Consider the following 22,556-nt stretch of genomic DNA (forward strand, 5'->3'; position numbering starts at 1 on the left):
CAAATAGTACTAATCGATATGGTCTAAAAGCTTTCTCTTATCAACTTTACCGACTGCGGTAACCGGCAGACGAGATAACACTTTGAGCTGCTCAGGTAGCTTAAAGCTGGCCAGGCCCCTTTCGGTTAAGAAGTCGCGCAACGTTTGCAGGCTTGGTGTTTTATCTGCACATACGATAGCCGCTCCAACTTGCTCTCCCATCTCTTGGTCTGGCAAGGGAATGATAGCTGCTTGTTGAATGCTGGGATGGGCGAGTAGATGCTCTTCAATTTCGTCACATGCAAAAGTTTCCCCGCCCCGATTCACAACATCTTTGAGTCGTCCGGTAACTACAATATTGCCATTGTCCAGAATGCGTACACGATCGCCGCTGCGATAGAAGCCATCTGGGGTAAAAGCGCGTCGGTTGTGTTCTTCTGCACGGTAATAGCCTCTTAGTGTATAGGGGCCGCGAGTGAGCAGCTCTCCTTCTTCTCCGGCTTTCACTTCCTGTCCGTACTCATCGACCACTTTTAGAGTATCGAGGGAACTCATAGGTCTGCCTTGAGTATTGGTGATGGTTTCATCGTTATCTTCGTGATAGGTGTAACAAATCAACCCTTCTGCCATACCGAATACCTGCTGTAGTGCACCGGGAAAAGCATCTATCGCAGCCTTGGCGTCGGTTGGACTCAGCTTTGATCCACCGACTTGCAGCAAGCGGAGAGAGCTTAAATCAGCATCTTCCCATTCTGTCGCTGCAGTCCAGACCTGAGCCAGTGCTGGGACCAGGGCTGTGGCGGTTACGCCGTAGCGCTCTATCAGCTCGAAGCAGTAGTCCGGGCTTGCATCTTTGGTGAATATTACTTGCCCACCCATGGATAGCGTGCCCAGAATGCCGGGGCAACCCAGTGGAAAATTATGGGCGGCGGGGAGTACTGCCAGGTAGATTCCATCTTTTCCTAAATTACAAGCAGTCGTAGCACAGGTAATGTTGTAACGATAGTCATTGTGGGTGCGTGGAATAAGTTTCGGAAGTCCTGTAGTGCCACCCGAAACGAGGAATAGAGCTGGGGCCTTGGGGTCTACGGGAACTGGGGTGAAGCCTTGGCACTCTCTTCTGGGCAGGGGAGGGAATGAGTCACTTTCATCAGAGCTGTATACGCCTCGCAAGGTCGGAGATTGCGAAGCAATTTGTTCTATCATACTGCGGCGGCTTTCATCACCTTCAACTCCTGAAGTGATATAAATACTGGCACCCGAGACCTGTGCAAAATGGCATATTTCATTTTGGCGATGCGCAGGCAAAGCTAATACAGGAACCATTCCCGCTCGAAATAAACCGAGTAGGGCTGTGATGAAACTGACTTGATTGCTCCACTGGAGTATTGCCCGCTCCCCAGCTTTGTAGCCTTGTTCCACCAGGCCTGCGGCAATACTGTCGGCTTCGTTAACCAGTTCAGCGTAAGTTAATTGATCTGATAGATCCCGAACTGCGCATCGGTTGGGAGAATTTTTTGCATTACGTGTGATCAGCTCCCAAATAGGTTGGTTATCCCAAATTCCTTGTTGCTGATAGAAAGCCTCTAGTTCCTTGGGATGAGGCGTGTAACCATTAAGTAAATTATTTTCCATGCTGGTCTCCTGAAATTTTTGAGTGGAGCAGGCGAGTGATTTTTTGAATCTTCTTTGGATTTCTAAATTAAGAATTAACAGTTAGTATTCACGGCTTCAAATTTCTTATTGAGATAAATTTATGTCCGGCGCTTGGCTACAGATTCCTCGCCCTAAACCTAAAGCGGCCATCCGACTTTTGTGCTTGCCTCATGCTGGTGGTACAGCATCACTTTACCGGCCCTGGGCGAAATTATTGCCTGATTCCATAGAATTGGTTCTCGTGTGTTTACCGGGTAGGGAACAACGCTGTAATGAAGCCATGCCCGCAGATATGCAAACTTTAATTGCTTTGTTAAGTAGGGCTATCAAACCTGTCATCGATAAACCCTGGGCTGTATTTGGGCACAGTATGGGGGCTACAGTTGCTCATGAGTTGGCTCTCTCCTTGTATCGCGAAAAATTGCGCGGTCCTGAACACATATTTGTCTCTGCGCGCGAAGCGCCACAATTTCAAAAGAGTGGAAACGTACACCAGTTGAGTGATGAATCTCTGTGCCAACAACTTATTGAACTTGGTGGTACCGCCCCTGAATTATTAGAGATTCCTGAGTTAAGAGCCCTGCTGCTTCCCGCTATACGCCAAGACTATCGCTTGATCGAAACCAGCAAGATGTCCTCGGATCAACTTTTAAACTGCCCGATTACCGCGATGGTAGGGCGAGATGACCCTGAGTTGAGCACCGATGAGGCTCGAGGCTGGCAGCAATGGACAAATTGTGAGTTTCAACTTAACGAATATGCAGGCAATCACTTTTACTTGTCAGACTGTCCTGATCTGGTAGTTGGCCATATTGTTCGCAAACTCCACCTGGCCTAACTTCATGTGAAGTTAAGTTGGCTGTATAAAATTTTTCTGTTTCGTGTAACGCTGTCGAAATCAATTGGTGGGGGAATAGGGCTGTTGAGCGGCTCTATATTCTCCATCGTTCGATAGATTGCGAATCTGTACCTCGCTTAATCCAAGATTGTTACTTTTGATGATGCTCGAATTATTTCATCTTAGTAACAAGTAGCACTCTCTCTCCACTCTGGCGCAAAAATCCAAAAGAAACATCCCGTTGATTTCGTAAATGATATGTTATAACGTTTCTTAATTGATGGGAAGATGAACTGCTTAGGTGATGGAGTTTCTATGCAAGCAACGAAGCTGCCAGTGGAGTGTAAAAATCTGAATGAGATCCGCCAGGGTATCGATTCTATAGATCGCGAGATCATCAGGCTGTTGCAGCAGCGTATGGGTTATGTCTTGTCCGCAGCTCAATTTAAACCGGATGAAACCAGTATTCCTGCTCCAGATCGGGTTGCGGCTATGTTGATTGACCGCCGTCGTTGGGCTGAGAAAGAACAACTTTCCGCAGATTATATAGAGCAGCTTTTTACCGGGATTATTCACTGGTTTATCAATCAGCAAAAGCTGCATTGGCGCGCTGAGCGAGGCTTGCCCGTTGAGGAAGATGTATGAAGGGCCGCTCTAAATATGCTGGCCTGGAAGCCTGTTTACATGAAGCCAAGTCCAGGGTAAGCGAGGGACAGCCAGAGGTTCTGGCATCGTTTTCATCTCCATGTCATAGACGCAACCCAATAGGTTTGTTTGCCACCGGTTATCAGCATGAAAGGCTCGCATCCCTATGGGGTGTGCCCTCTAGAGATGAATATTCTGTGAGCTTTGGCTCTGCCTGTGAATTTAGTTGTGCCCCTGGCGAATCTTGGTCTGAAATCCAAGCCAATTGGCAAAAATTACTGTCCTCCGCTGTGGTAAGCGGGGGGCATCGGCCGGTTTTGTGCGGTGGGTTTGCTTTTGATTGCCAAAAAGATTCCTCATCGCTGTGGCAAGACTTTCCCTCAGGGGTGCTTACGTTGCCCGAGTTGGCCCTTTACTGTGAAGGGGATCGCAGTTATCTGGTAATGAATTTTATCGTTACCGATCAAACAGACTGCAATCAGACTGCGGAGCGGGTGAAGGCGCGGTGGCAGCATATTTTGTCCCGTAGCTCTGACGTTTCAGCGAATGACAATTTGTTTTCGGTGGAGTCTGATTTTAGCCAAAACTATGCAGGCCAGATGGCTTGGCAGCAGCGTGTAGTTGGTGCGGTCGAATCAATCAAGCGCAACGAGTTTCAAAAAGTAGTTCTCGCTCGCTCTGAATCACTGAGCGCGGATTGCTGCCCGGGAAGTATTCTCGGATATTTGCAAGAATCTTACCCCGATGCCTATTTGTTTGCCTTTTCCCGCGGAAAAAGTTGCTTTCTTGGGGCTTCGCCTGAGCGCTTAGCGGCTGGTAAAGGCGGGCGTATTAGCACAGTTGCTTTGGCCGGTAGCGCACCTCGGGGAAAAGACCCGGCAACTGATTATAAATTGGGGATATCTCTGCTTGACAGCGAGAAGGACCGATTTGAACACGACCTGGTTGTCCAACATCTCCTTTCTATCTTACGCAAATACTGCCACAACGTAGCGGAACCAGAACCGCCCCAACTCTGTAAATTAAAGCAAATTCAGCATTTGCTGACGCCTCTAGAGGGATTGGTGAAAGATGGCGTAAATCTGTTGGATATCTTATCGGATTTACACCCAAGTGCTGCGGTGGGAGGCCTGCCGAGGAAAAAAGCACTGAAGTATATCCGTGAAAATGAAGACCTGGATCGCGGTTGGTATGCCGGACCTGTTGGTTGGCTCAATGCCGAGGGGGAAGGGGAGTTTGCTGTTGCGCTGCGTTCTGCACTTTTTACCCCGGGCAGGGTGACACTATTTGCCGGTTGCGGCCTGGTTGAGGATTCCCTTCCTACCCACGAATATCGTGAAAGTTGCATCAAAATGCGTGTTATCCGAGACGCAATAAGGAGCGTATCTCTTGTCGCCGAAGCCGCAGAATAAATCAGAGCCAATCAGCCCGGCCAGTTTGTTAAAGGATTTAGTTTGTCAGGCTATTGATGCCGATATTAATGACATTAATCCGCAGGATGACTTAATTGCGCTGGGGCTCAACTCAGTGCAAATCATGAGGATTGTTGGCCAATTAAGGCAGAAAAAGATCAAGGTAAAATTTGCTGATCTTATCGCGGTGCCTCGATTGGAAGCCTGGCTTTTTCTACCTCAGTTGGCTATTGGAACTGAAGAAAGTACCAGTGAACATTTATCTGTGCCGGGCGCTTTTGATGAAGGTGCTCCCTTTGATTTGGCACCGATGCAACATGCCTATTGGATTGGGCGAGACCCGAATCAATATTTAGGAGGTGTTGCCGCACACTTTTATCATGAGTTTGATGGCCAGGATGTAGTACCTGATCGATTGGAACAGGCTGTGTGTTCCCTGTTCGAGCGACATGGGATGCTGCGTGTTCAAATCCACGATGATGGTCGACAGCAGATTCCTGCTGAAGTGAGCTGGCCCGGTTTAAAGGTTCATGATTTCAGGCATCAGGCTGCCGCAGAAGCGGAGCAGAGTCTTATCGCTGTTAGGGAGCAACTCTCCCATCGGCAGCTGAATATATCGCAGGGCGAGGTTTTTGATGTTCAGCTCTCATTGTTACCTGCGGAATTAAAAGCTGGCGGCACACGCCTGCATATTAATCTGGATATGGTAGCCGCAGATGCCTTTAGCCTGCGCGTGTTACTGAATGACCTGGCCAAGCTCTACCTGGAACCAGAGCAGTCTCTGGTTCCGTTGAATTACAGTTATCCGCGCTACCAGGCTGACCGCAGCGCTCTTCACTCAAAGGAAGAGCGCCGAGCTGAGAAGCAGCAGGCCAAAGAACACTGGCAGGATCGCCTGGCAGATTTACCCGGCGCTCCTCAATTACCCACTGCGATAGGTACTGAGTCTAAAGACACTCGTCGAGTTGTTCGTCGCCACTATAGTCTGTCTGCTGACCAGAAAAACCAGCTAGCGGAATTTGCGAGCCGTCACGGTATTACTTTGTCCATGACCCTGGCAGCGGCGCTTGCCGAAGTGCTTACGGTCTATAGCGAAGAGTCAGATTTCCTGCTGAATCTCCCCCTGTTCGACCGGGAATCCCTGCACCGGGATGTCAACTCCCTGGTAGGAGACTTTACTTCTTCGATCTTGCTTGCCTGGCAGGGCAGCCAGAGTGGAACCTTTGTTGAGCGTGCACAGCGTTTACAACACAACTTCCGTCAGGATGTAGCGCACGGGAGTTATTCCGGCGTAGAGGTGCTGCGTGACCTCAGCAGGCAACAGGGACAAACGGTGTTTGCGCCGGTTGTCTTTACCAGTGCGCTTGGGTTGGGAGAATTATTTGGCGAGTCAGTTCGCAGTGCCTTTGGAGATGTCAATTGGATTATCTCCCAGGGGCCACAAGTGTGGCTGGACGTACAGGTTATGGAACTCAAAGGTGGCTTGTCCGTAAACTGGGATGCGCGGGAAGCTGCTTTTGCTCCCGGCGTCCTGGATGGCATGTTTGCCGCCTTTACGCAGTTACTGGAATGCCTGATCGGCAGCCCGGAATTCTGGGCCCAGCCGATACCATCGCTGCTGCCAGCGGAGCAAAAGCAGCAGCGCCAGCAGGTTAATTCCACAGCCAAGCCATACCAGCCTCACCAATTACATGAACATTTTTTTAGCAATGCTAAAAACTGCCCTGGAGCAGTGGCTCTCTATTGGAACGGTGATCAAATCCGTTACGGTGAGTTGGCCCACAGTGCTTTGGCGATGGCCGCGTATTTACAGCTTCAAGGTGTTGAGCCCGGTGATTTGGTCGGTATTTTATTACCCAAGGGGCCGGAGCAGATTATTGCAGCCTTGGGCGTATTGGCAGCAGGAGCCGCTTATCTGCCGCTGGGTATAGACCAGCCACCGCTGCGTAGAGAGCGCGTACTCAAACTTGCCGGAGCCAAACTGGTTATAGATAACTTGTCTGTGCTCTCCGGTATCGCGCCTTTATCCCGGCCTGTTGTGGGAGAGGCCAAAGATCTCGCCTATACCATTTTCACCTCTGGCTCTACCGGTGAACCCAAGGGCGTCGAAATAAGTCACGGGAGTGCCTGGAACACCATAGCAGACATTAACGCGCGCTTTTCGGTTAACGAAAATGATCGCGTGCTCGCCGTATCAGCACTGGATTTCGACCTTTCCGTTTACGATATTTTTGGGCTCCTGTCCGCGGGCGGTGCACTGGTATTGGTTGAAGAGGAATCCCGGCGGGATGCTGAGCGCTGGCATCAGCTGGTGTGCCAGCATGGCGTAACAGTTTGGAATACGGTGCCGGCGCTGTTGGATATGCTGCTGACCACGGGTGGTAATACCCCAGCTGGAGAGCTGCGCCTGGTATTAAATTCTGGCGACTGGATCAGCCTCGACCTGCCGGAACGGTTAAAACGAGTAAACCCCGGTTGCCGCTTTATCGCTTTGGGTGGCGCCACTGAAGCTTCTATCTGGTCGAACAATTTTGAAGTCAAAGAAGTTGATTCCTCTTGGCGATCTATTCCCTATGGTTACCCCTTAGCCAACCAGCAATTCAGAGTGGTGGATGCCTTGGGGCGCGATTGCCCCAACTGGGTGACAGGGGAATTGTGGATCGGTGGTGCTGGCGTTGCTTTGGGGTATCGCGGTGCTCCCGGTATCACCTCAGCCCGTTTTGTGACAGACGAAGGCGAGCGCTGGTACCGCACCGGAGACTTGGGTCGCTACTGGCTGAACGGGTGCCTGGAGTTTTTGGGCCGCGCCGATAACCAGGTCAAGGTGCGCGGACACCGCATTGAACTCGGCGAGATTGAAGCGGCACTAACCGCGCACAAAGGGATTGCGCAGGCGGTGGCACTGCTGACTCAGCGAGGTGTGGTTGCGGTTGTCGTTCTGGAATCCAAATTATCGCAAGGGAATATCAATCCAGAAAAGTGCTTTGTTGATTTGCAGCAGTTGCAGGCACCCTTGAACGACCTGCGGGAGTTCCTGACCCAACGATTGACCAGCGCCATGCTGCCCAGTGAGCTTTGCTGTCTCGCTGAAATACCTCTTACCGCCAATGGCAAAATTGATCGCGGCGGTTTACAGCAGTTTGCCGATGAATCCATAGCGCAACACCAGGCAAAGCAGAACCCACCGCAAGGTAAATTGGAGCAGCAGGTGGCTGCCGTCTGGCGCAAATTCCTAGATGTTGCTGATATAGCACGGGACGATAATTTCTTCGCACTCGGTGGTGACTCCCTGTTAGCAACCCGTGTTGTGCGAGACCTGCGGGAGTCGGGCTTTGAGGGTGTCACACTGTCGAAATTGTTTAGCCAGCCCAGCCTGGCCGACTTTGCTGCGACATTAGTTCAAGACCCACCTGAGAACCTACAGCCAAATAAAGGCACTACCGAAATTGCTGCTACACCCTGGCAATCGGATAAGGCCAATCGGTACGCCACTTTTGAACCTACCGATGTCCAACGGGCCTATTGGCTGGGAAGGGACCCAGAATTTGTTTTGGGTGGTATTGGTTGTCATTTTTATCGTGAATATGACGTTGTTGATCTCGATCTGGAGCGCTTGGAATCTGCGCTAAATGCGATGATTGACCGCCATGAAATGCTGCGGGCTGTATTCGATAGTGAAGGTCGACAGCGCATCCTTGCTGATGTGCCGAGATTTTCCATCGATGTTACAGAGGTAGACCGCGATCCAGCTTCTGCTTTTGCGCAACTGCGACAGGAGTGCGCGGAGCAGGTGTTTGAGCCCAGCCGGTGGCCACTGTTTGATGTCCGTGCGGTGCGCTGTGGCCGCAATACCCGGTTGGCTATCGGTTTGGATAATTTGATTCTCGATGCCTTCAGTATTCTGCTGTTTTATCGTGAGTTAAATATTCTTTATCAGAGCCCTGAAACTCATCTACCTTCTATCGAACTCTCTTTCCGCGATTATGTGCGTAATGTATTGCCGCAAACTACCGCAGTATTTGATAGTGATCTTGCCGAAGGTCCCCTGGCTGCCGCAAAAACTTTTTGGCAGCACAAATTACCGGAGCTGCCTCCCGCGCCTCAGCTGCCCATTGTGCGGGAGCCGGCATCCATTGAGCGCCCGCACTTTGTGCGTCATCAACAGCATATTGAAAAGGGGACCTGGCAAAACCTGGTTGCGCGCGCGGCTGAGCAGGGAATTACGCCTTCGAGCCTCCTTCTAACCGCTTTTGCCGAAGTGCTTAGCCGTTGGAGCAGTCGCCCCGACCTGAGCTTGAACCTTACCCTGTTTGATCGCCGTGAAGTTCACCCGGATATCTATCGAGTGATGGGGGATTTCACCTCCCTGACCCTGGTGGGTTACCGGCCAGAGGCCGGTGACAGCTGGTTGGTGCGAGCGAAAAAAATACAAGGGGAAGTTGGCGCGGCCCTGGAACATCGCGATATTTCCAGTGTTAGCCTGATGCGGGAATTAGCCCGCCGGCAGAGCGACGCGGAAGCCACAATGCCCGTGGTCTTCACCAGCGCACTGGGTATTCCCGGTGGCACAGCGGCACCGGAAAATGGGCCTCTGCGAGAACCTATCTGGGCCCTGACACAAACACCGCAAGTCTGGCTGGATCACCAGGTGGTCGAAGTCGAGGGTGGCGTTTTCTTAAATTGGGATGTTGTCGAAGCGCTTTTCCCAGAGGGGATGTGCGCGGAAATGTTCCAGGCCTATATCGGCTTGCTCCAATGGGCGGGTGACGCTGAATGGGATTCCACACCGCCTGATTTATTACCCAGTGCTCAACGGGAGCTTAGAACTCAGCTTGAAAAGCGTATCGCAATTGACCCAACGGATAATTTGTCACAGCGATTTTTCCAACAGGCAAAAGCGAATCCCGACAATATTGCCTTATATTGGGGAGGTGATAATTCCCTGAGTTATGGTGTCCTGGCAGAGCGTGCTTTGCGCATCGCTGCCTGGTTATTGGAAAGCCAGGTTTCACCTGCCGAGGTGGTGGCCGTCAACCTGCCGAAAGGGCCCGGCCAGATTGCCGCTGTTTTGGGGGTACTCGCAGCGGGAGCTGCTTATTTACCTGTTGGTATCGATCAACCGCAGGCAAGGCGTGGGTCAATGTTGCGCCGTGCCGAGGTAAAAGTGGTACTCGACCAAAGTGCAATTCAACAGGCCGAACAGTTCGCTCCTATAGATGAGCCTATTGCAACAGAACCCGAGCAACTGGCTTATATCATTTTCACTTCCGGCTCCACGGGCGAACCCAAGGGCGTCGAGATCAGTCACGGTGCCGCCTGGAATACCATTGCGGATATCAACGAACGTTTCTCTGTTGATGAAAATGATCGTGTACTGGCCATTTCAGCCCTGGATTTTGACCTCTCTGTTTACGATATTTTCGGACTGCTATCGGTCGGTGGTGCGCTGGTATTGATTGATGAGGAGGACCGGCGGGATGCTGAGCGCTGGTATCAATGGGTATGTCACTACGGCATCACCATCTGGAATACGGTACCAGCACTACTGGATATGTTACTCACTGTCGGTGCCGGCACACCGCCTGGTGAATTGCGTTTGGTGTTGAATTCGGGGGACTGGATTGGCCTGGATTTACCCCAGCGATTAAAACAAGTACAGCCCGATTGCCGTTTTATCGCACTGGGTGGCGCCACTGAAGCTTCTATTTGGTCTAACAGTTTTGAAGTTGTAGAAGTCGATCCAAGCTGGCACTCGATCCCGTACGGATACCCCCTGGCCAACCAGAAATTCAGGGTGATGGATACCCAAGGGCGCGACTGCCCTGACTGGACAACGGGAGAGCTGTGGATCGGTGGTGATGGTGTCGCCATGGGCTATCGCGGGGCGCCCGAATTGACCGAAGCGCGCTTTGTTACGGTCGATGGTGAGCGCTGGTATCGCACAGGGGATCTTGGACGCTACTGGCCCAATGGATGCCTGGAATTTTTGGGGCGCGCCGATAGCCAGGTCAAGGTCCGTGGCCATCGCATAGAGCTGGGTGAAATCGAAACCGTATTTAATCGTCAGATGTTTGTGCAGCGCGCACTGGTGCTGGCCACAGAACAACAGCTGGTCGCAGCTGTTGTGCTCGCACCCGAATGCCCACCAACGTTTAATACTGATGAATTGCGCGAGTACCTTCGCCACCACCTGCCGTCTTATATGATCCCGGACTTCATTGTGGCTTTGCCGGAAATGCCCTTGAGTGCAAACGGCAAATTGGATCGCGCTTCAGTATTAAAACTCGTGAATGCGGTGGAAAAACCGCAACAGGATAAAGTGGGCGAGCTGGCGACAGATAACGAGCGCCTGGTAGCCCAGATTTGGCAGGAACTTCTCAACCTGCCAGTGATAAACCGCGATCAAAATTTCTTTGAGTTGGGCGGCGATAGTTTATTGGCAACCCGGTTTATCGACCGCCTAAAACAGCAACACCGTTTGCTGCTTCCCCTCAGACGTTTATTTGCCTCTCCGAGACTGGCAGATGTTGCCGGTGCCCTAAGTGCAATGGAACCGCTAGTGGATTTTGATCCCGATATGGTGGAAGTGGGCGTGATATGAGCTTGTTGGCAATTTTATTTTTCAGCGATTGGACGGAGTTTTAACCCCATGACGGCTATGGAACTGATCGACGAATTACAAGGGCTTGGGGTGGAACTCTGGACCGAGTCTGAACAACTGCGCTTTCGCGCGGCCAAAGGCCTGCTGTCGGAGCAGCACAAGCAGAGGCTGCGGGAACACAAGTTACAAATTATCGAAATACTGAGCGCTGCTCAAACAGCCGCTGGCAACGACCAGGACCTGGGAGTAGTGGTTGAGGCCGATAAAGATAATCGGCATGAACCTTTCCCTTTAAGCGATGTGCAGACCGCCTACCTGTTGGGTCGACAAAATGCATTTGGCTACGGCGGCGTTGCTTGTCACGGTTACCTGGAGCTGGAATACCCGGGATTAAATCCAAAAGGTTTACAGGAAGCCTGGAACCAACTCATTGAACGTCACCCGATGTTGCGGGCGGTTATCGAGCAGGAGGGATACCAGCGGGTTCTCCCCCAAGTGCCGTACTACGAAATGAAAAGCCAGGACCTCACGGGTTTGGACGAGGACGCCCTGGAGCTTGCCCTGGAATCGGTGAGAGATGAACTGGGCCACCGCAACTACACCATTGGTGAGTGGCCCATGTTCGAGCTGCGCCATAGCCGCACAGATAAGGGCCATATAGTGCATTTCTCTATGGATGCACTGATCGCAGACTGGGCCAGTGCAGGCATTTTATTTAATGAGCTCGATCTCCTGCTGTCTCACCCCGGTGCAGCCCTGCCGCCAATGGAAATTGATTTTCGTGATTACCTACTGGCCGAACGAAGTTTATTGGATAGCCAGGGTTACCAAAATGATCGTCGCTATTGGTTGGATCGCCTTGAGCAATTGCCCCCCGCACCTGAGTTACCGGTTTTGCCGCCTGCTTCAGAGGCGGAATCTGTACGTTTTAATCGCCACCACTACCGCATGGACACGGCGCATTGGCAGACACTGAAGCAGCGAGCCGGTACTGCCGGCTTAACCGCGTCGGTTGCCGTGCTGGCTGCCTACGGGGCGGTATTGCAGCGGTGGAGCCGCCAGCCATGCTTTAGCCTAAGTCTCACCTTATTGAATCGACTGCCCTTACACCCTCAGGTTAACCAGCTGATTGGTGATTTTACTTCGGTCAGTGTATTGGCGATTGGTGATTCCAATGGAAAAACCTTTCGCGATTGGGCGGCTGGCATTGGCGAGCAGCTGTTCAGTGATATTGATCACCGCTTGTTCTCCGGTGTGGAAGTACTGCGGGAAATGTCCCGTGCGCGAGGACCCGAGGCCGCATTGATGCCGGTGGTATTTACAAGCGCTATTGGCCTGGGAGATACCGAAAAACCCGCTAGCGGTAGAAAGTCCGGCAGAGGAATTACCCAGACACCGCAAGTCACCCTGGATTGCCAGGTGAGAGATGATGCCGAAGGTCTGGAAATTAACTGGGACGTGCGCCAGGGCGTTTTTCCATCGGGCTTGGTAGAGGATATGTTCGCGGCCTTTACCGGCTTGTTGAATGAGCTTGCCGCTGGCGGCGACGGGCAATGGCTTGGCAAGTCTCCGGTTTCTTTACCCGAGTGGCAGCAACAGGAAAGGCATCAGGTTAATCAAACCGATGGGCCTGTTCCTTCAGAGCTATTGCATCAGGGGGTATTTGCCCAGGCAGCGGCAACGCCGGAGGCTACTGCCATTATTGATAGCAATGGCAGTGTGAGCTATAGCGACCTGGCGAAAAAAGCGGCGGGTATCGCCAAATCGCTGAGGAAAGAAGGTTTCCAACTGGGTGGCCGCGTGGCCATTGCAATGCCGAAAGGTCGAGAGCAAATAGCGGCGACCCTCGGTGTGCTCCTGGCTGGTGGTATCTATTTGCCACTGGACGCGGCACAACCGGAAATACGGCTCAATAAATTGTTGCTGAGTGCAGAGGCGGAATACGTCCTGACACTCAGCGACCTCGCCAGCCAAATTAAGTGGCCATCAGAAGTGCAGGTGATCAGTGTTGATACCCTGGCACCTGAAACTGAGATTCCGGTAGCCAGTAACGGTGACCCGGAGCAACTGGCTTATGTTATCTACACCTCCGGTTCTACCGGCGAGCCCAAAGGCGTAATGATTAATCATCGGGCCGCTTTAAATACGGTGATGGATATTAATCGCCGCTTCGAAGTGGGCACGGGCGATCGTATTTTGGGCTTGGCCCAACTCAGTTTTGATTTGTCGGTCTACGATATTTTTGGCCCCTTGGCAGCCGGTGCGATTTTGGTGCTGCCCGATCCGGCCCGCGGTTCAGACCCTTCACATTGGGCGGAGGTCATGGATGAGCACCGGGTGACATTGTGGAACTCTGTCCCCGCGCAGTTGCAAATGCTGGCCACCTATTTGGATACAGAGCCTCGGCCGTTGTCTGAATGGCGATTGGCAATGCTATCGGGAGACTGGATTCCGGTTACTTTACCGGAACATATCAGGCGCCATGTGCCCGCACTCGACTTGATCGGCATGGGTGGGGCTACAGAAGCTGCAATCTGGTCCAACTACCACCGTATTGAGCGAGTCGACCCTGCCTGGAGCAGTATTCCCTATGGCGTGCCGCTGACGAACCAGGGCTTCCGGGTGCTGGATAGCCAATTGCGCGATGCCCCTGTATGGGTGGCGGGTGAGCTGATGATTACTGGCCTGGGATTGGCCGATGGTTATCTCGGTGATGTGGCCCTCTCTGAACAGAAGTTCTTCTCTCATCCGGTGGATGGTCAGCGCCTCTACCGCACTGGCGATTTGGGCCGCTATTTGCCCGGTGGTCAACTCGAATTCCTGGGCCGTGAAGACGGGCAGGTAAAAATTCGCGGACACCGTATCGAACTGGGAGAAGTGGAGTCTGCATTATTGGCCCACCCCTCAGTATCAACATCAGCGGCGGTGATTGAGAAGAAAGAGGGAGGCTCGCGAGCGGATTTAAATCTGTTGGGCTTTGTAGAAAGTCGTCGCATGGATGATACCGAGCCGGCGGTTATCGATCCCGAGCTGGTAAATTCAGTGCGTCAGTTTGCGCACTACCAGGCCGGTGAGCCGGAATCTGTCAGTGTCGGCGACTATGTGCAGGCGCTTGAAGAAGCGGCCCTGTTGTCGATGCTTCACGGCTTGATGGGCCTGGGGGCATTTGCAGATTGCGAGCAGGGATACAGTGCAGAAGAAATTCTTTCACTAGCGGAAGTCCACGATAAGCATCACTGGCTGGTGCGTCGTTGGTTGGACCTTCTTGTTAATGCAAAGCTGCTCAGCTTATCCACTATCAGCGCCGCTGCTGAGGAAAAATATACGCGTACCCAGGCAGTCGATATCTCTACTGTTGATGAAGCGTGGAAGCGCGTTGAGCAGGGAATTGAAAGCGGTTTTTGTAATCGGGAATTCCTGCAATATCACCGGGATCATGTCGAGTTATTACCCCAGTTACTAGCAAATCAACAAAACCCGTTTGAATTGTTGTTCCCCCAGGGCGACCAGCAGGTGGCTTTGTCCCTTTATCGGGATGACCTTATCGCCCGCTATAACAATGCTGCCGTTGCCGCATTAATTAACCGCATTGCCGCCCAGAGCGATAGAGGGTTAACGGTTCTTGAGTTGGGCGCTGGCACAGGGGCTACCAGTGCGTCGGTTATTCCCATGTTGGATGGATATGACGTTGACTATCTATTTACCGACATGACTGCATTTTTCCTGACTGAGGCTCGCCGTCAATTTAAAGAATGGCCTTGGGTGCGGTTTGGATTAATGGATCTCAATACAGACTATCGCGCCCAGGGTTTGGCACCCAATAGTGCAGATGTCATTTTATGTGCTGGGATGCTCAATAGTACCCGAGATCCAGAGGCGGCTATTGCCAGTGCTGTCGAATTGCTGGCGCCCGGGGGCTGGTTAATCCTGACTGAGCCAACGGTGGATCACGCCCATATCTTACTCACTCAGGGTTTTATGATGGACCCCGCTGGTGATGATCGCGCTTGTGGTGTGACCAAGTTCCTGTCTATCGAAAAATGGCAATCGCTGTTAAAAGCCCATGGTGCCGGCCAAGTGCTCTGCCTGCCGGAAGATGAGCATCCTTTGTCGGCTTTTGGTATGAACTTATTGGCCGCGCAGATGAAAACTGATCGGCAATATTTGAGTGCCGGGAAACTGCGGGACTTTTTAGCGAATAGATTGCCCGCGCATATGGTACCCACCCATTTACAAGTTCTCGACCAGCTGCCGCTCACCGCCAATGGCAAAGTCGATCGCAAAATGCTGGCCAGTTGGCGTCCTGCGAACGGAGACGCTCAAGAGGCTGCGCACTCAGAACAGATGGACCCTCTGGAAACGGCGCTTTGCAAACTCTGGGCTAATGCACTGGGCCTCGATAATGTGGGCCGACAGGACAGCTTTTTTGATCTCGGTGGTGACTCGCTGATTATGGCGCGGGTTGCAGGGCGCTTGTTGGAAGAGATTCCCGAGGCAAAATCGTTCACTTACGACGCCTTGTTGCGTCACATGCTCAATGGACCAACGGTTGCTGCATTGGCCAGAGCACTGAGAGTTGAGCCGGGTGCCGTTGCCGACGAGCAGGCAGACGCTGATAGCGACAACCTGGTGGCAACTACCCGCGAGGGCAGCAACTCCTTGATGGTGCCTTTCAGCTATAAAAGCGAGGGTAAAAGGGCATCTAAAGAAGAGGCGCCGGTGCGGATTATGTTCCATGCGGCCCTGGGTACCCTGGATTATTTCCAGCACCTGGGCAAAGCGCTTGCAGCCCAGGATCTGGGCCCGGTCATTGGAATTGCTGTCGCCAATACAGAAACGTATCTGTCCATTGATGCCAAAGAATTAATCGAGCGCACCGCCGATGATTACGCCCAAAGAATCATCGATGAGGGCTATCAGCGTTGCCAGTTAATTGGCTACTGCCTGGGCGGTCTGCTGGCAACGGAAGTTTCGCGGAGATTGCTGGAGCGCGGTGTCGATGTGATTGACCTGAGCCTGATCGACAGTATCCCAATGTTTGTGGATACCGATGAAGAGCTGGCTTTCGAAGCGATTTTTGCCCCCAACCTGAATCTCGACCCGGTAAAAGCGGTATTTGGTGAGCATATCGAGAGCGAAGATATTTCCCGCGCGATCGAGACCTTAATGCAGAAACACAACGGTCGTGTTCCTGCCGGTGCAATGGCAGAACTCGATGGTGATGCCGGGCTTAAAGCGGTCGCCGAAGCCGTGCGGCAACGCTCACAACTCACCCAGGAACAGCGCCTGGCCGGTTATACCGAGATGGCCTCTGCCCAGGCGGGTGTGCCGGTTGAAGCAGCGATGATACCAGGGCTTTTCCGGGTGTGCCGACACAGTATGCGCGCCGCCTGTTTTGATCTGCCCCCCTATATTGGCGATATGACCTACTTGCGCTGCCAGGAAGAGCAATCCTTCGGTGTCACTGCCGGCGTAGGGCATATGGCTGCGCCTTATTGGCAGGATGTTTGTCTGGGTGATTTTGAATTAATCGATGTTCCGGGCAATCACTTCAGCGTGATGGAGCCGCCGCAGGTTGCCACTGTCGTTGAGCACTTGGCAAAACCCTTACAGCGCGGTAAAGCGGGCAAATAGATGGCTGAGCACATTTCGCCAAAGTCCAACCTGCGGGAACTGATGCGTCCATTTCGTGGCCTCGTGTGGCTGGGGGTGGCGCTCGGTGCCTGTGGCGCGCTCACTTCACTGATTCCTTTTATCGGTATTGTTGAGCTGGCTCGCCTGTTCCTGGCGCCCGATATCAGTGATATCGCCGATGCGATTATTCCCGTTGTATTCGCGATAGTTGCCGGGCTGGCGATGGGGTGGATCTGCACCGTGATCGGTTTGTGGTTAACCCATATTGCGGACCAGCGTATGCAGGCGGAATTGCGACGGGCCCTGGTGCGAAAATTGGGACAGGTGCCCCTGGGTTGGTACAGCGAACACACCTCCGGCGCGGTGCGCAAAGCGGTGCAAGACGACCTCGATGATCTTCACCATATGGTTGCGCATCACCAGGTGGAGTTGGCTGCAGCGTTTGTCCTGCCACTGGCGGGCCTGGGTTATTTAACCTGGCTCGACTGGCGCTTGGCCCTGTTGGCAGTACTGACCCTGCCAATTTATCTGCTGTCCTACGCCTGGATGATGCGTGGTTTCGGGGGAAAAATGCAGCAGCTGGATAAGGACTTTGCTCGGGTCAGTGCTGCGATTGTTGAATTTGTTCACGGTATTGCGGTGGTCAAGGTTTTCTCGCAAACCGGCCGTGCCCACAAAAATTACCAACAGGCCGTCGAGGATTTCAGTCGCCGTTACACGGGCTGGGTGACACCGCTTGTCCGTTTGGAGGCTGTGACCTCTCTGGCCCTGTCTGTGCCAGTCATTATGTTGGTGAGTCTGGCCGGAGGCGCTTGGCTGGTGGTGCATACAGGCATTCAGCCGATTGATGTTCTCGCAACAACGCTGATCGCCGTGATGATTCCCCAGACTATCCTGACCTTGAGCCAGGGGCTGACGGCCCAGCAAAAAGCCAAAGCGGCCGCAGGCAGGATCGATCAATTATTGGAGGTTGCGCCCCTGGCTGTTACCTCTAAACCCAAAGAGCCCAAAGATGCAGGGCTGCTCTTTAAGCAGGTCAGCTTTGCCTATACCCAGGATCGGCCGGTATTAAGCGATATTACTTTGCGCTGTCACCCCGGCTCGATCACGGCTTTGGTGGGGAGTTCCGGTGTCGGGAAATCCACACTGGCCAAGCTGGTGCCCCGTTTTTATGACGTGACTCAGGGTGCTGTACTCCTGGGGGGCGTCGATGTCCGTGATATTGCTCCAGACAATTTATATCGACATGTGGGTTTTGTACTTCAGGAGACCCAACTGTTGGCCGGCACTGTGGCAGATAACCTGCGCCTTGGGCGCCCGGATGCCAGTGACCAGGATTTGGAGGATGCGGCGCGCAGTGCCTGCATTCATGAACATATTTTAAGTTTCCCCCAAGGATACCAGGCGGTTATTGGCAAGGATGCCTTTTTTTCTGGTGGAGAAGCGCAGCGCCTAAGTATCGCGCGTACGCTTTTAGCAGATGCCCCTGTGTTGATTTTGGATGAAGCCACTGCCCATGCCGATCCGGAGTCCGAAGCGCAAATTCAGCAGGCGTTATCCTGCCTGGTGCGCAATCGCACGGTACTGGTGATTGCCCATAAGCTGCACACCATCACCGGAGTCGACCAGATTGCGGTCCTGGACGGCGGCCGCTTGGTTGAATGCGGGAGTCACCGGCAATTGTTGGCTGAGGGCAAGCACTACGCGGAATTATGGCGTTTGTACAACAGTGCCGAACAGAGTGAAAAAGCAACGAGTGATGAGGCTCACGTTACTAGCGGGGTCTCATCATGATTCGCAGTTTGCTTGCCATTCTCGGACCTGCGCATCGCCGTGAAGTTGGCATTTATGCGGTATGGCTTCTCGCCTATGGGGTTTTGCAGGGAATCGCGGTGACACTTCTGGTGCCTCTGCTCAGTGCACTGTTGGCCTCTGAGATGCAGGCGGTTGGGTTCTGGCTGATTGCGCTGTTTTCGGTTGTCGCAATTGCCTGTATAGCCCGCTACCAGCAAACCGTTAAAGGAGCGGCGCTGGCCATTCTGGTATTGAAAACCCTGCACAATCGACTGGGTGAACACCTTTCTCAACTTCCCCTTGGTTGGTTCAATTCCGAAAAAGTGGGTCGTGTATCCCGCAGTGCAACCGTGGGCACCTTGATGGTGACCAATATCTTTGCACATCTGCTACCCCCTGTTGTCAGCGGTGTTGTCACTCCGCTTACCGTGGGGGTGGCGATGCTTTGGTTTGACTGGCGCTTGGGGCTGACCGCTTTGTTGTTTGTGCCCTTGATTTATATCGGCCACCGCTGGTCCGCCCAGTGGATAGGCGCCATGGAAACGGAAGTGGATGCTGCCGGAGCCCGCGCCAGTAGCCGGGTGGTGGAGTTTGCCCGCAATCAAGCGGTACTCAGGTCTTTTGGCAAAAATGTCAGCGGTTATCCCCCACTGGAAGAGGCGATTGCCGGGCAAAACAGAGCGGCGGGTTCCATGTTGCGGCAGACCTTCCCCCGCTTGTTTGCCGGTGGATTTATGGTGCAACTCGCCTTTGCCGCAGTGATTGCCGTGGGTATTTGGCTCACGCTCAATCAACAACTTCCCCCTATTGAATTGGTGGCTTTGCTAGCTTTGGCGGCCCGATTTACCGGTCCTCTGGCGGAACTCGCCGGGCGCAGTGGTCTGCTGCGCATGGCCGGTAATGATTTACGCAGACTGGCCGCTATCTTTTTTGAGCAACCGCTACCAGAACCACCGAGATCTCAGCCTTTTACCGAGCAGGGTGGGTTGGTTGAATTTTCAAATGTGAATTTTAGCTATGAGCCGGGGCAACCGGTATTGAAGGATCTTTCCTTTAGGGTTTCTCCGGGTACAACTACAGCGATAGTCGGTGCATCAGGTTCGGGTAAAACCACCATCACCCGTTTGTTGCTGCGTTTTTTTGATACCGATCAGGGCCAGGTAAAAGTGGGCGGGGTGGATGTGCGGCAACTACGCACAGAAGACCTGATGCGGCAGATCTCTATCGTTATGCAGGATGTGTATCTGTTCAGCGACACCCTGGAAGCGAATATTCGTTTGAGCTGTCCCGAAGCCAGTCAGGAAGAACTGGAACGTGTGGCGAAACTGGCTGGAGTGGATGAGATTATCGAGCGCTTGCCACAGGGATGGCAGACCCAGGTAGGAGAAGGGGGCGCTGCACTTTCCGGTGGTGAACGCCAGCGGGTCTCTATCGCCCGCGCCCTATTAAAAGCCGCACCGATCGTTGTGCTGGATGAAGCGACAGCGGCGCTGGACCCGCGCAATGAAAAATATTTGAACAGCTCCCTGGGGCAGCTACAACAGGGTTCCACTCTTATTGTGATTGCCCATCAATTGTCCACCGTGATGAATGCGGACCAAATTATCGTACTTGATGCAGGTACTGTGGCCGAGACTGGAAATCACCGGGAACTATTATCCCTGCAAGGCCTTTACGCACATTTTTGGCGCCAGCGCAGCCGTGCAACTGGCTGGCAACTGGTTGAGACCGATACGGAGGTAAGCTTGTGACAATTGCGATTTTAGGTGGCTACGGCGATGTGGGCGCAGCCGTGACCGGTTATTTACAGTCACTGGAATTGGGCCCTTTGCGTATCGGTGGTCGCAATGCACATAAACAGCCGCTACCCAGTAATTCAGTTATTTCATATCAGACCGTGGACTACCTGGATGCAGCCTCACTGGATCAGTTTGTGTCCGGTTGTAATGTTCTGATTAATTGCGCAGGACCTTCACATTTAATTGGCGACAGGGTTGCCAGGGCTGCGGCACAAGTGGGGGCAGCCTATATCGATGTTGCTGGCGATGAGGCTCTCTATGAGCAACTCGATTCATCCTATTACCAGAGCCGTGGATTAATCGCAGTCTTATCTGCTGGCTTACAGCCAGGACTCAGTAGCTTGCTGCCGCGCTGGCTGGCAGAGCAGGAATTCTCACAGGTAGAGAGCCTGACCAGTTATTTTGGCCTGCGCGATCGGTTTACCGATGTCGCCGCCGATGATTATTTGCAAGGTGCCAACGAACAGCACAGCAAGCCCTTAGCGGCCTGGCGTAAAGGTCGCAGGGTGAATGGTTTGCTGAAGCGCCGCTCCGATGTGGAGCTGCCGTTTTTCCCAGACACAGCCACTGTTCTCCCTTATTTAAACAGTGAAAGCGAGCGTTTGGCCCGGGACTTATCCCTCTCTGAAGGCGATTGGTATAACGCGATTACCGGCTCTCATATCTTGTCGGCATTTAATAGCGCCCATGGTTTGAGCCGCGACGAAGCGCGGGCAGCGCTGTGTCGGGCCAGTGCGCTGGATCTGGCGGGGCGCCACCCTTATGTGGTCATGCTTTTGCAGCTTAACGGTAAATACAACGGGCAAGAGCGCACTCGCACGGCGGCGTTGCGGGGCACTGGCAATGCAGATCTAACAGCAGCGGTAGCCGCGGTTACCACTATGGCTGTACTTCGCGATGAAATCCCAGCGGGTTGTCACTACTGTGCCCAAGTATTGCCGCCGGCATCAGCGATGGAGCGAATGTCGGAGATTGGGGCATTGAGTTTTTTAACCAACCTGGAAACAAGTATTGAAGATATGGTGTGCCTTGAGGAGGGAGCCATTTGAAAAACCTAACACCTCCAACTGCCAATACCGCCCATGAGGCTGGGCTGGCAGCTCTGCCCGCTGAGCTGACGGTAGACAGTGGTTTGGCGCAACTGCCTGCTGCAATGCAGAGGCTGGAATTCGTCAGCCTACGGGCGATTATGGAGTTGCTTTCTTCCAGCGGTGCATTGACCGCCGAAAATGCCGGGCGCAGCAGTGACGAAATTATTGATACGCTGGGTGCCGCCTGCCGACACCACTGGCTGGTTCGCCGCTGGCTGGTGGCCCTGGTTGAGCGAGAGTTCTTGAAGCTCAGTAATGGCTACTACTCCTGGGAGCAAATTCCCGAGAGTGCAGCTGGGGCAGATAAATTACCAGAGGCCTACGATGCGCTGGGATTTCCCCCGGAAATGGCTCAGTCTCATCAAAAGCTCCTCACGCATTTGGCTGAACTGGTGCGGGATCAGGTCTCCATTAATCAACTGCTATTCGAGAATGGAGAAATACTAACCGCATTGGCCGCCTACCAGAACAACTGGTTTACGACTTATCTCAATTATGCGGCGGCGAGCATTGTCAAACAGGCCGTAAAACCCGGTCCTATGTTAAGAGTGCTCGAATTAGGCGGTGGAGCGGGTCTAACCACTGCTGCAATCTTAGATACTCTGGCTGGCAGGCCGATTAATTATCGCTTTACGGATATATCGCCTCTATTCACCACCGCTGCCCAGAAGAAATTCCGCAATCACATCGGTTTGCGCTGCAGCCTGCTCGATATCAATGCGGATTTCACCGCGCAGTCAATCCCAGCAGCCAGCACCGACATTGTTGTGGCTGGCAATGTTTTGCACAACGCCGCTCATATTGGTCAGACCCTACAGCGTATTCGTCGTTCTCTGGTCAATGGTGGCTGGCTGTTGTTTAGCGAATCCACTCGGGAAAACCATGCCATGTTAACGGCAATGCAGTTTCTTCTTTCCCCCGCAGAATCGGAGTCGTTGCTGGGGAGTGAAGACCGGAGAGGAGGAACCGACCAGGTGTTTATCGACAACACAGCATGGCAGGAAGAACTGGTTGTGGCCGGCTTTGAAGTTAAGTGCTTCTTACCTTCATCGACATCGCCATTATCGGTCGCGGGTCAGACTCTATTTTTTGCAAAAGCTGTTTAAG

At 52.9% G+C, this 22,556-nt stretch carries 10 protein-coding genes; 9 read left to right on the forward strand and 1 reads right to left on the reverse strand.

Translation table 11 applies throughout. From position 1 onward, the window contains the following. Positions 1-9 precede the first annotated feature (9 nt). Positions 10-1,614, reverse strand: a complete 1,605-nt coding sequence (locus tag BTJ40_RS11085; protein ID WP_108733150.1) for a (2,3-dihydroxybenzoyl)adenylate synthase — start codon at positions 1,612-1,614, stop codon at positions 10-12. A 121-nt stretch (positions 1,615-1,735) separates the two neighbouring features. Here BTJ40_RS11085 and BTJ40_RS11090 point away from each other — a divergent pair, with 121 nt between their 5' ends. From BTJ40_RS11090 to BTJ40_RS11130, 9 genes are all read left to right on the forward strand, one after another. Further along, complete coding sequence (locus BTJ40_RS11090; protein ID WP_040629229.1) at positions 1,736-2,473, forward strand: thioesterase II family protein; 738 nt, start codon at positions 1,736-1,738, stop codon at positions 2,471-2,473. A gap of 315 nt (positions 2,474-2,788) precedes the next feature. Next, entirely contained in the window at positions 2,789-3,118 is a 330-nt protein-coding gene (locus tag BTJ40_RS11095; RefSeq protein ID WP_108733151.1) for an isochorismate lyase, read from the forward strand. Then, positions 3,115-4,530 carry an isochorismate synthase gene (locus BTJ40_RS11100; protein WP_108733152.1) on the forward strand — a complete coding sequence of 472 codons (1,416 nt, stop codon included), beginning with the start codon at positions 3,115-3,117 and terminating at the stop codon, positions 4,528-4,530. Before BTJ40_RS11095 ends, BTJ40_RS11100 begins: the two co-directional genes overlap by 4 nt. Further along, positions 4,508-11,131, forward strand: coding sequence for a non-ribosomal peptide synthetase (locus tag BTJ40_RS11105; RefSeq protein ID WP_108733153.1), 6,624 nt, complete (start codon positions 4,508-4,510; stop codon positions 11,129-11,131). The genes BTJ40_RS11100 and BTJ40_RS11105 overlap by 23 nt, the downstream gene beginning before the upstream one ends. A 48-nt stretch (positions 11,132-11,179) precedes the next feature. Beyond that, positions 11,180-16,765 carry a non-ribosomal peptide synthetase gene (locus BTJ40_RS11110; protein ID WP_108733154.1) on the forward strand — a complete coding sequence of 1,862 codons (5,586 nt, stop codon included), beginning with the start codon at positions 11,180-11,182 and terminating at the stop codon, positions 16,763-16,765. Then, positions 16,766-18,559 carry an ABC transporter ATP-binding protein gene (locus BTJ40_RS11115; protein ID WP_108733155.1) on the forward strand — a complete coding sequence of 598 codons (1,794 nt, stop codon included), beginning with the start codon at positions 16,766-16,768 and terminating at the stop codon, positions 18,557-18,559. Next, on the forward strand, positions 18,556-20,310 hold the full coding sequence (locus BTJ40_RS11120; RefSeq protein ID WP_108733156.1) for an ABC transporter ATP-binding protein: 1,755 nt from the start codon (positions 18,556-18,558) through the stop codon (positions 20,308-20,310). Before BTJ40_RS11115 ends, BTJ40_RS11120 begins: the two co-directional genes overlap by 4 nt. Then, positions 20,307-21,407 (forward strand): saccharopine dehydrogenase NADP-binding domain-containing protein, encoded by a 1,101-nt coding sequence (locus tag BTJ40_RS11125; RefSeq protein ID WP_108733157.1) that lies wholly within the window; start codon positions 20,307-20,309, stop codon positions 21,405-21,407. The genes BTJ40_RS11120 and BTJ40_RS11125 overlap by 4 nt, the downstream gene beginning before the upstream one ends. After that, positions 21,404-22,555: a class I SAM-dependent methyltransferase gene (locus BTJ40_RS11130; RefSeq protein ID WP_108733158.1), complete on the forward strand. Its 1,152-nt coding sequence runs from the start codon at positions 21,404-21,406 to the stop codon at positions 22,553-22,555. Before BTJ40_RS11125 ends, BTJ40_RS11130 begins: the two co-directional genes overlap by 4 nt. The last annotated feature ends 1 nt before the right edge of the window (position 22,556 follow it).

The sequence above is a fragment of the Microbulbifer sp. A4B17 genome (assembly GCF_003076275.1).
Lineage (GTDB): Bacteria > Pseudomonadota > Gammaproteobacteria > Pseudomonadales > Cellvibrionaceae > Microbulbifer.

Coding starts and splice junctions, on each gene's coding strand:
- BTJ40_RS11090 (WP_040629229.1), top strand. CDS start 1,736: ATGTCCGGCGCTTGGCTACAGATTCCTCGCCCTAAACCTAAAGCGGCC.
- BTJ40_RS11120 (WP_108733156.1), top strand. CDS start 18,556: ATGATTCGCAGTTTGCTTGCCATTCTCGGACCTGCGCATCGCCGTGAA.
- BTJ40_RS11095 (WP_108733151.1), top strand. CDS start 2,789: ATGCAAGCAACGAAGCTGCCAGTGGAGTGTAAAAATCTGAATGAGATC.
- BTJ40_RS11110 (WP_108733154.1), top strand. CDS start 11,180: ATGACGGCTATGGAACTGATCGACGAATTACAAGGGCTTGGGGTGGAA.
- BTJ40_RS11085 (WP_108733150.1), bottom strand. CDS start 1,614: ATGGAAAATAATTTACTTAATGGTTACACGCCTCATCCCAAGGAACTA.
- BTJ40_RS11100 (WP_108733152.1), top strand. CDS start 3,115: ATGAAGGGCCGCTCTAAATATGCTGGCCTGGAAGCCTGTTTACATGAA.
- BTJ40_RS11115 (WP_108733155.1), top strand. CDS start 16,766: ATGGCTGAGCACATTTCGCCAAAGTCCAACCTGCGGGAACTGATGCGT.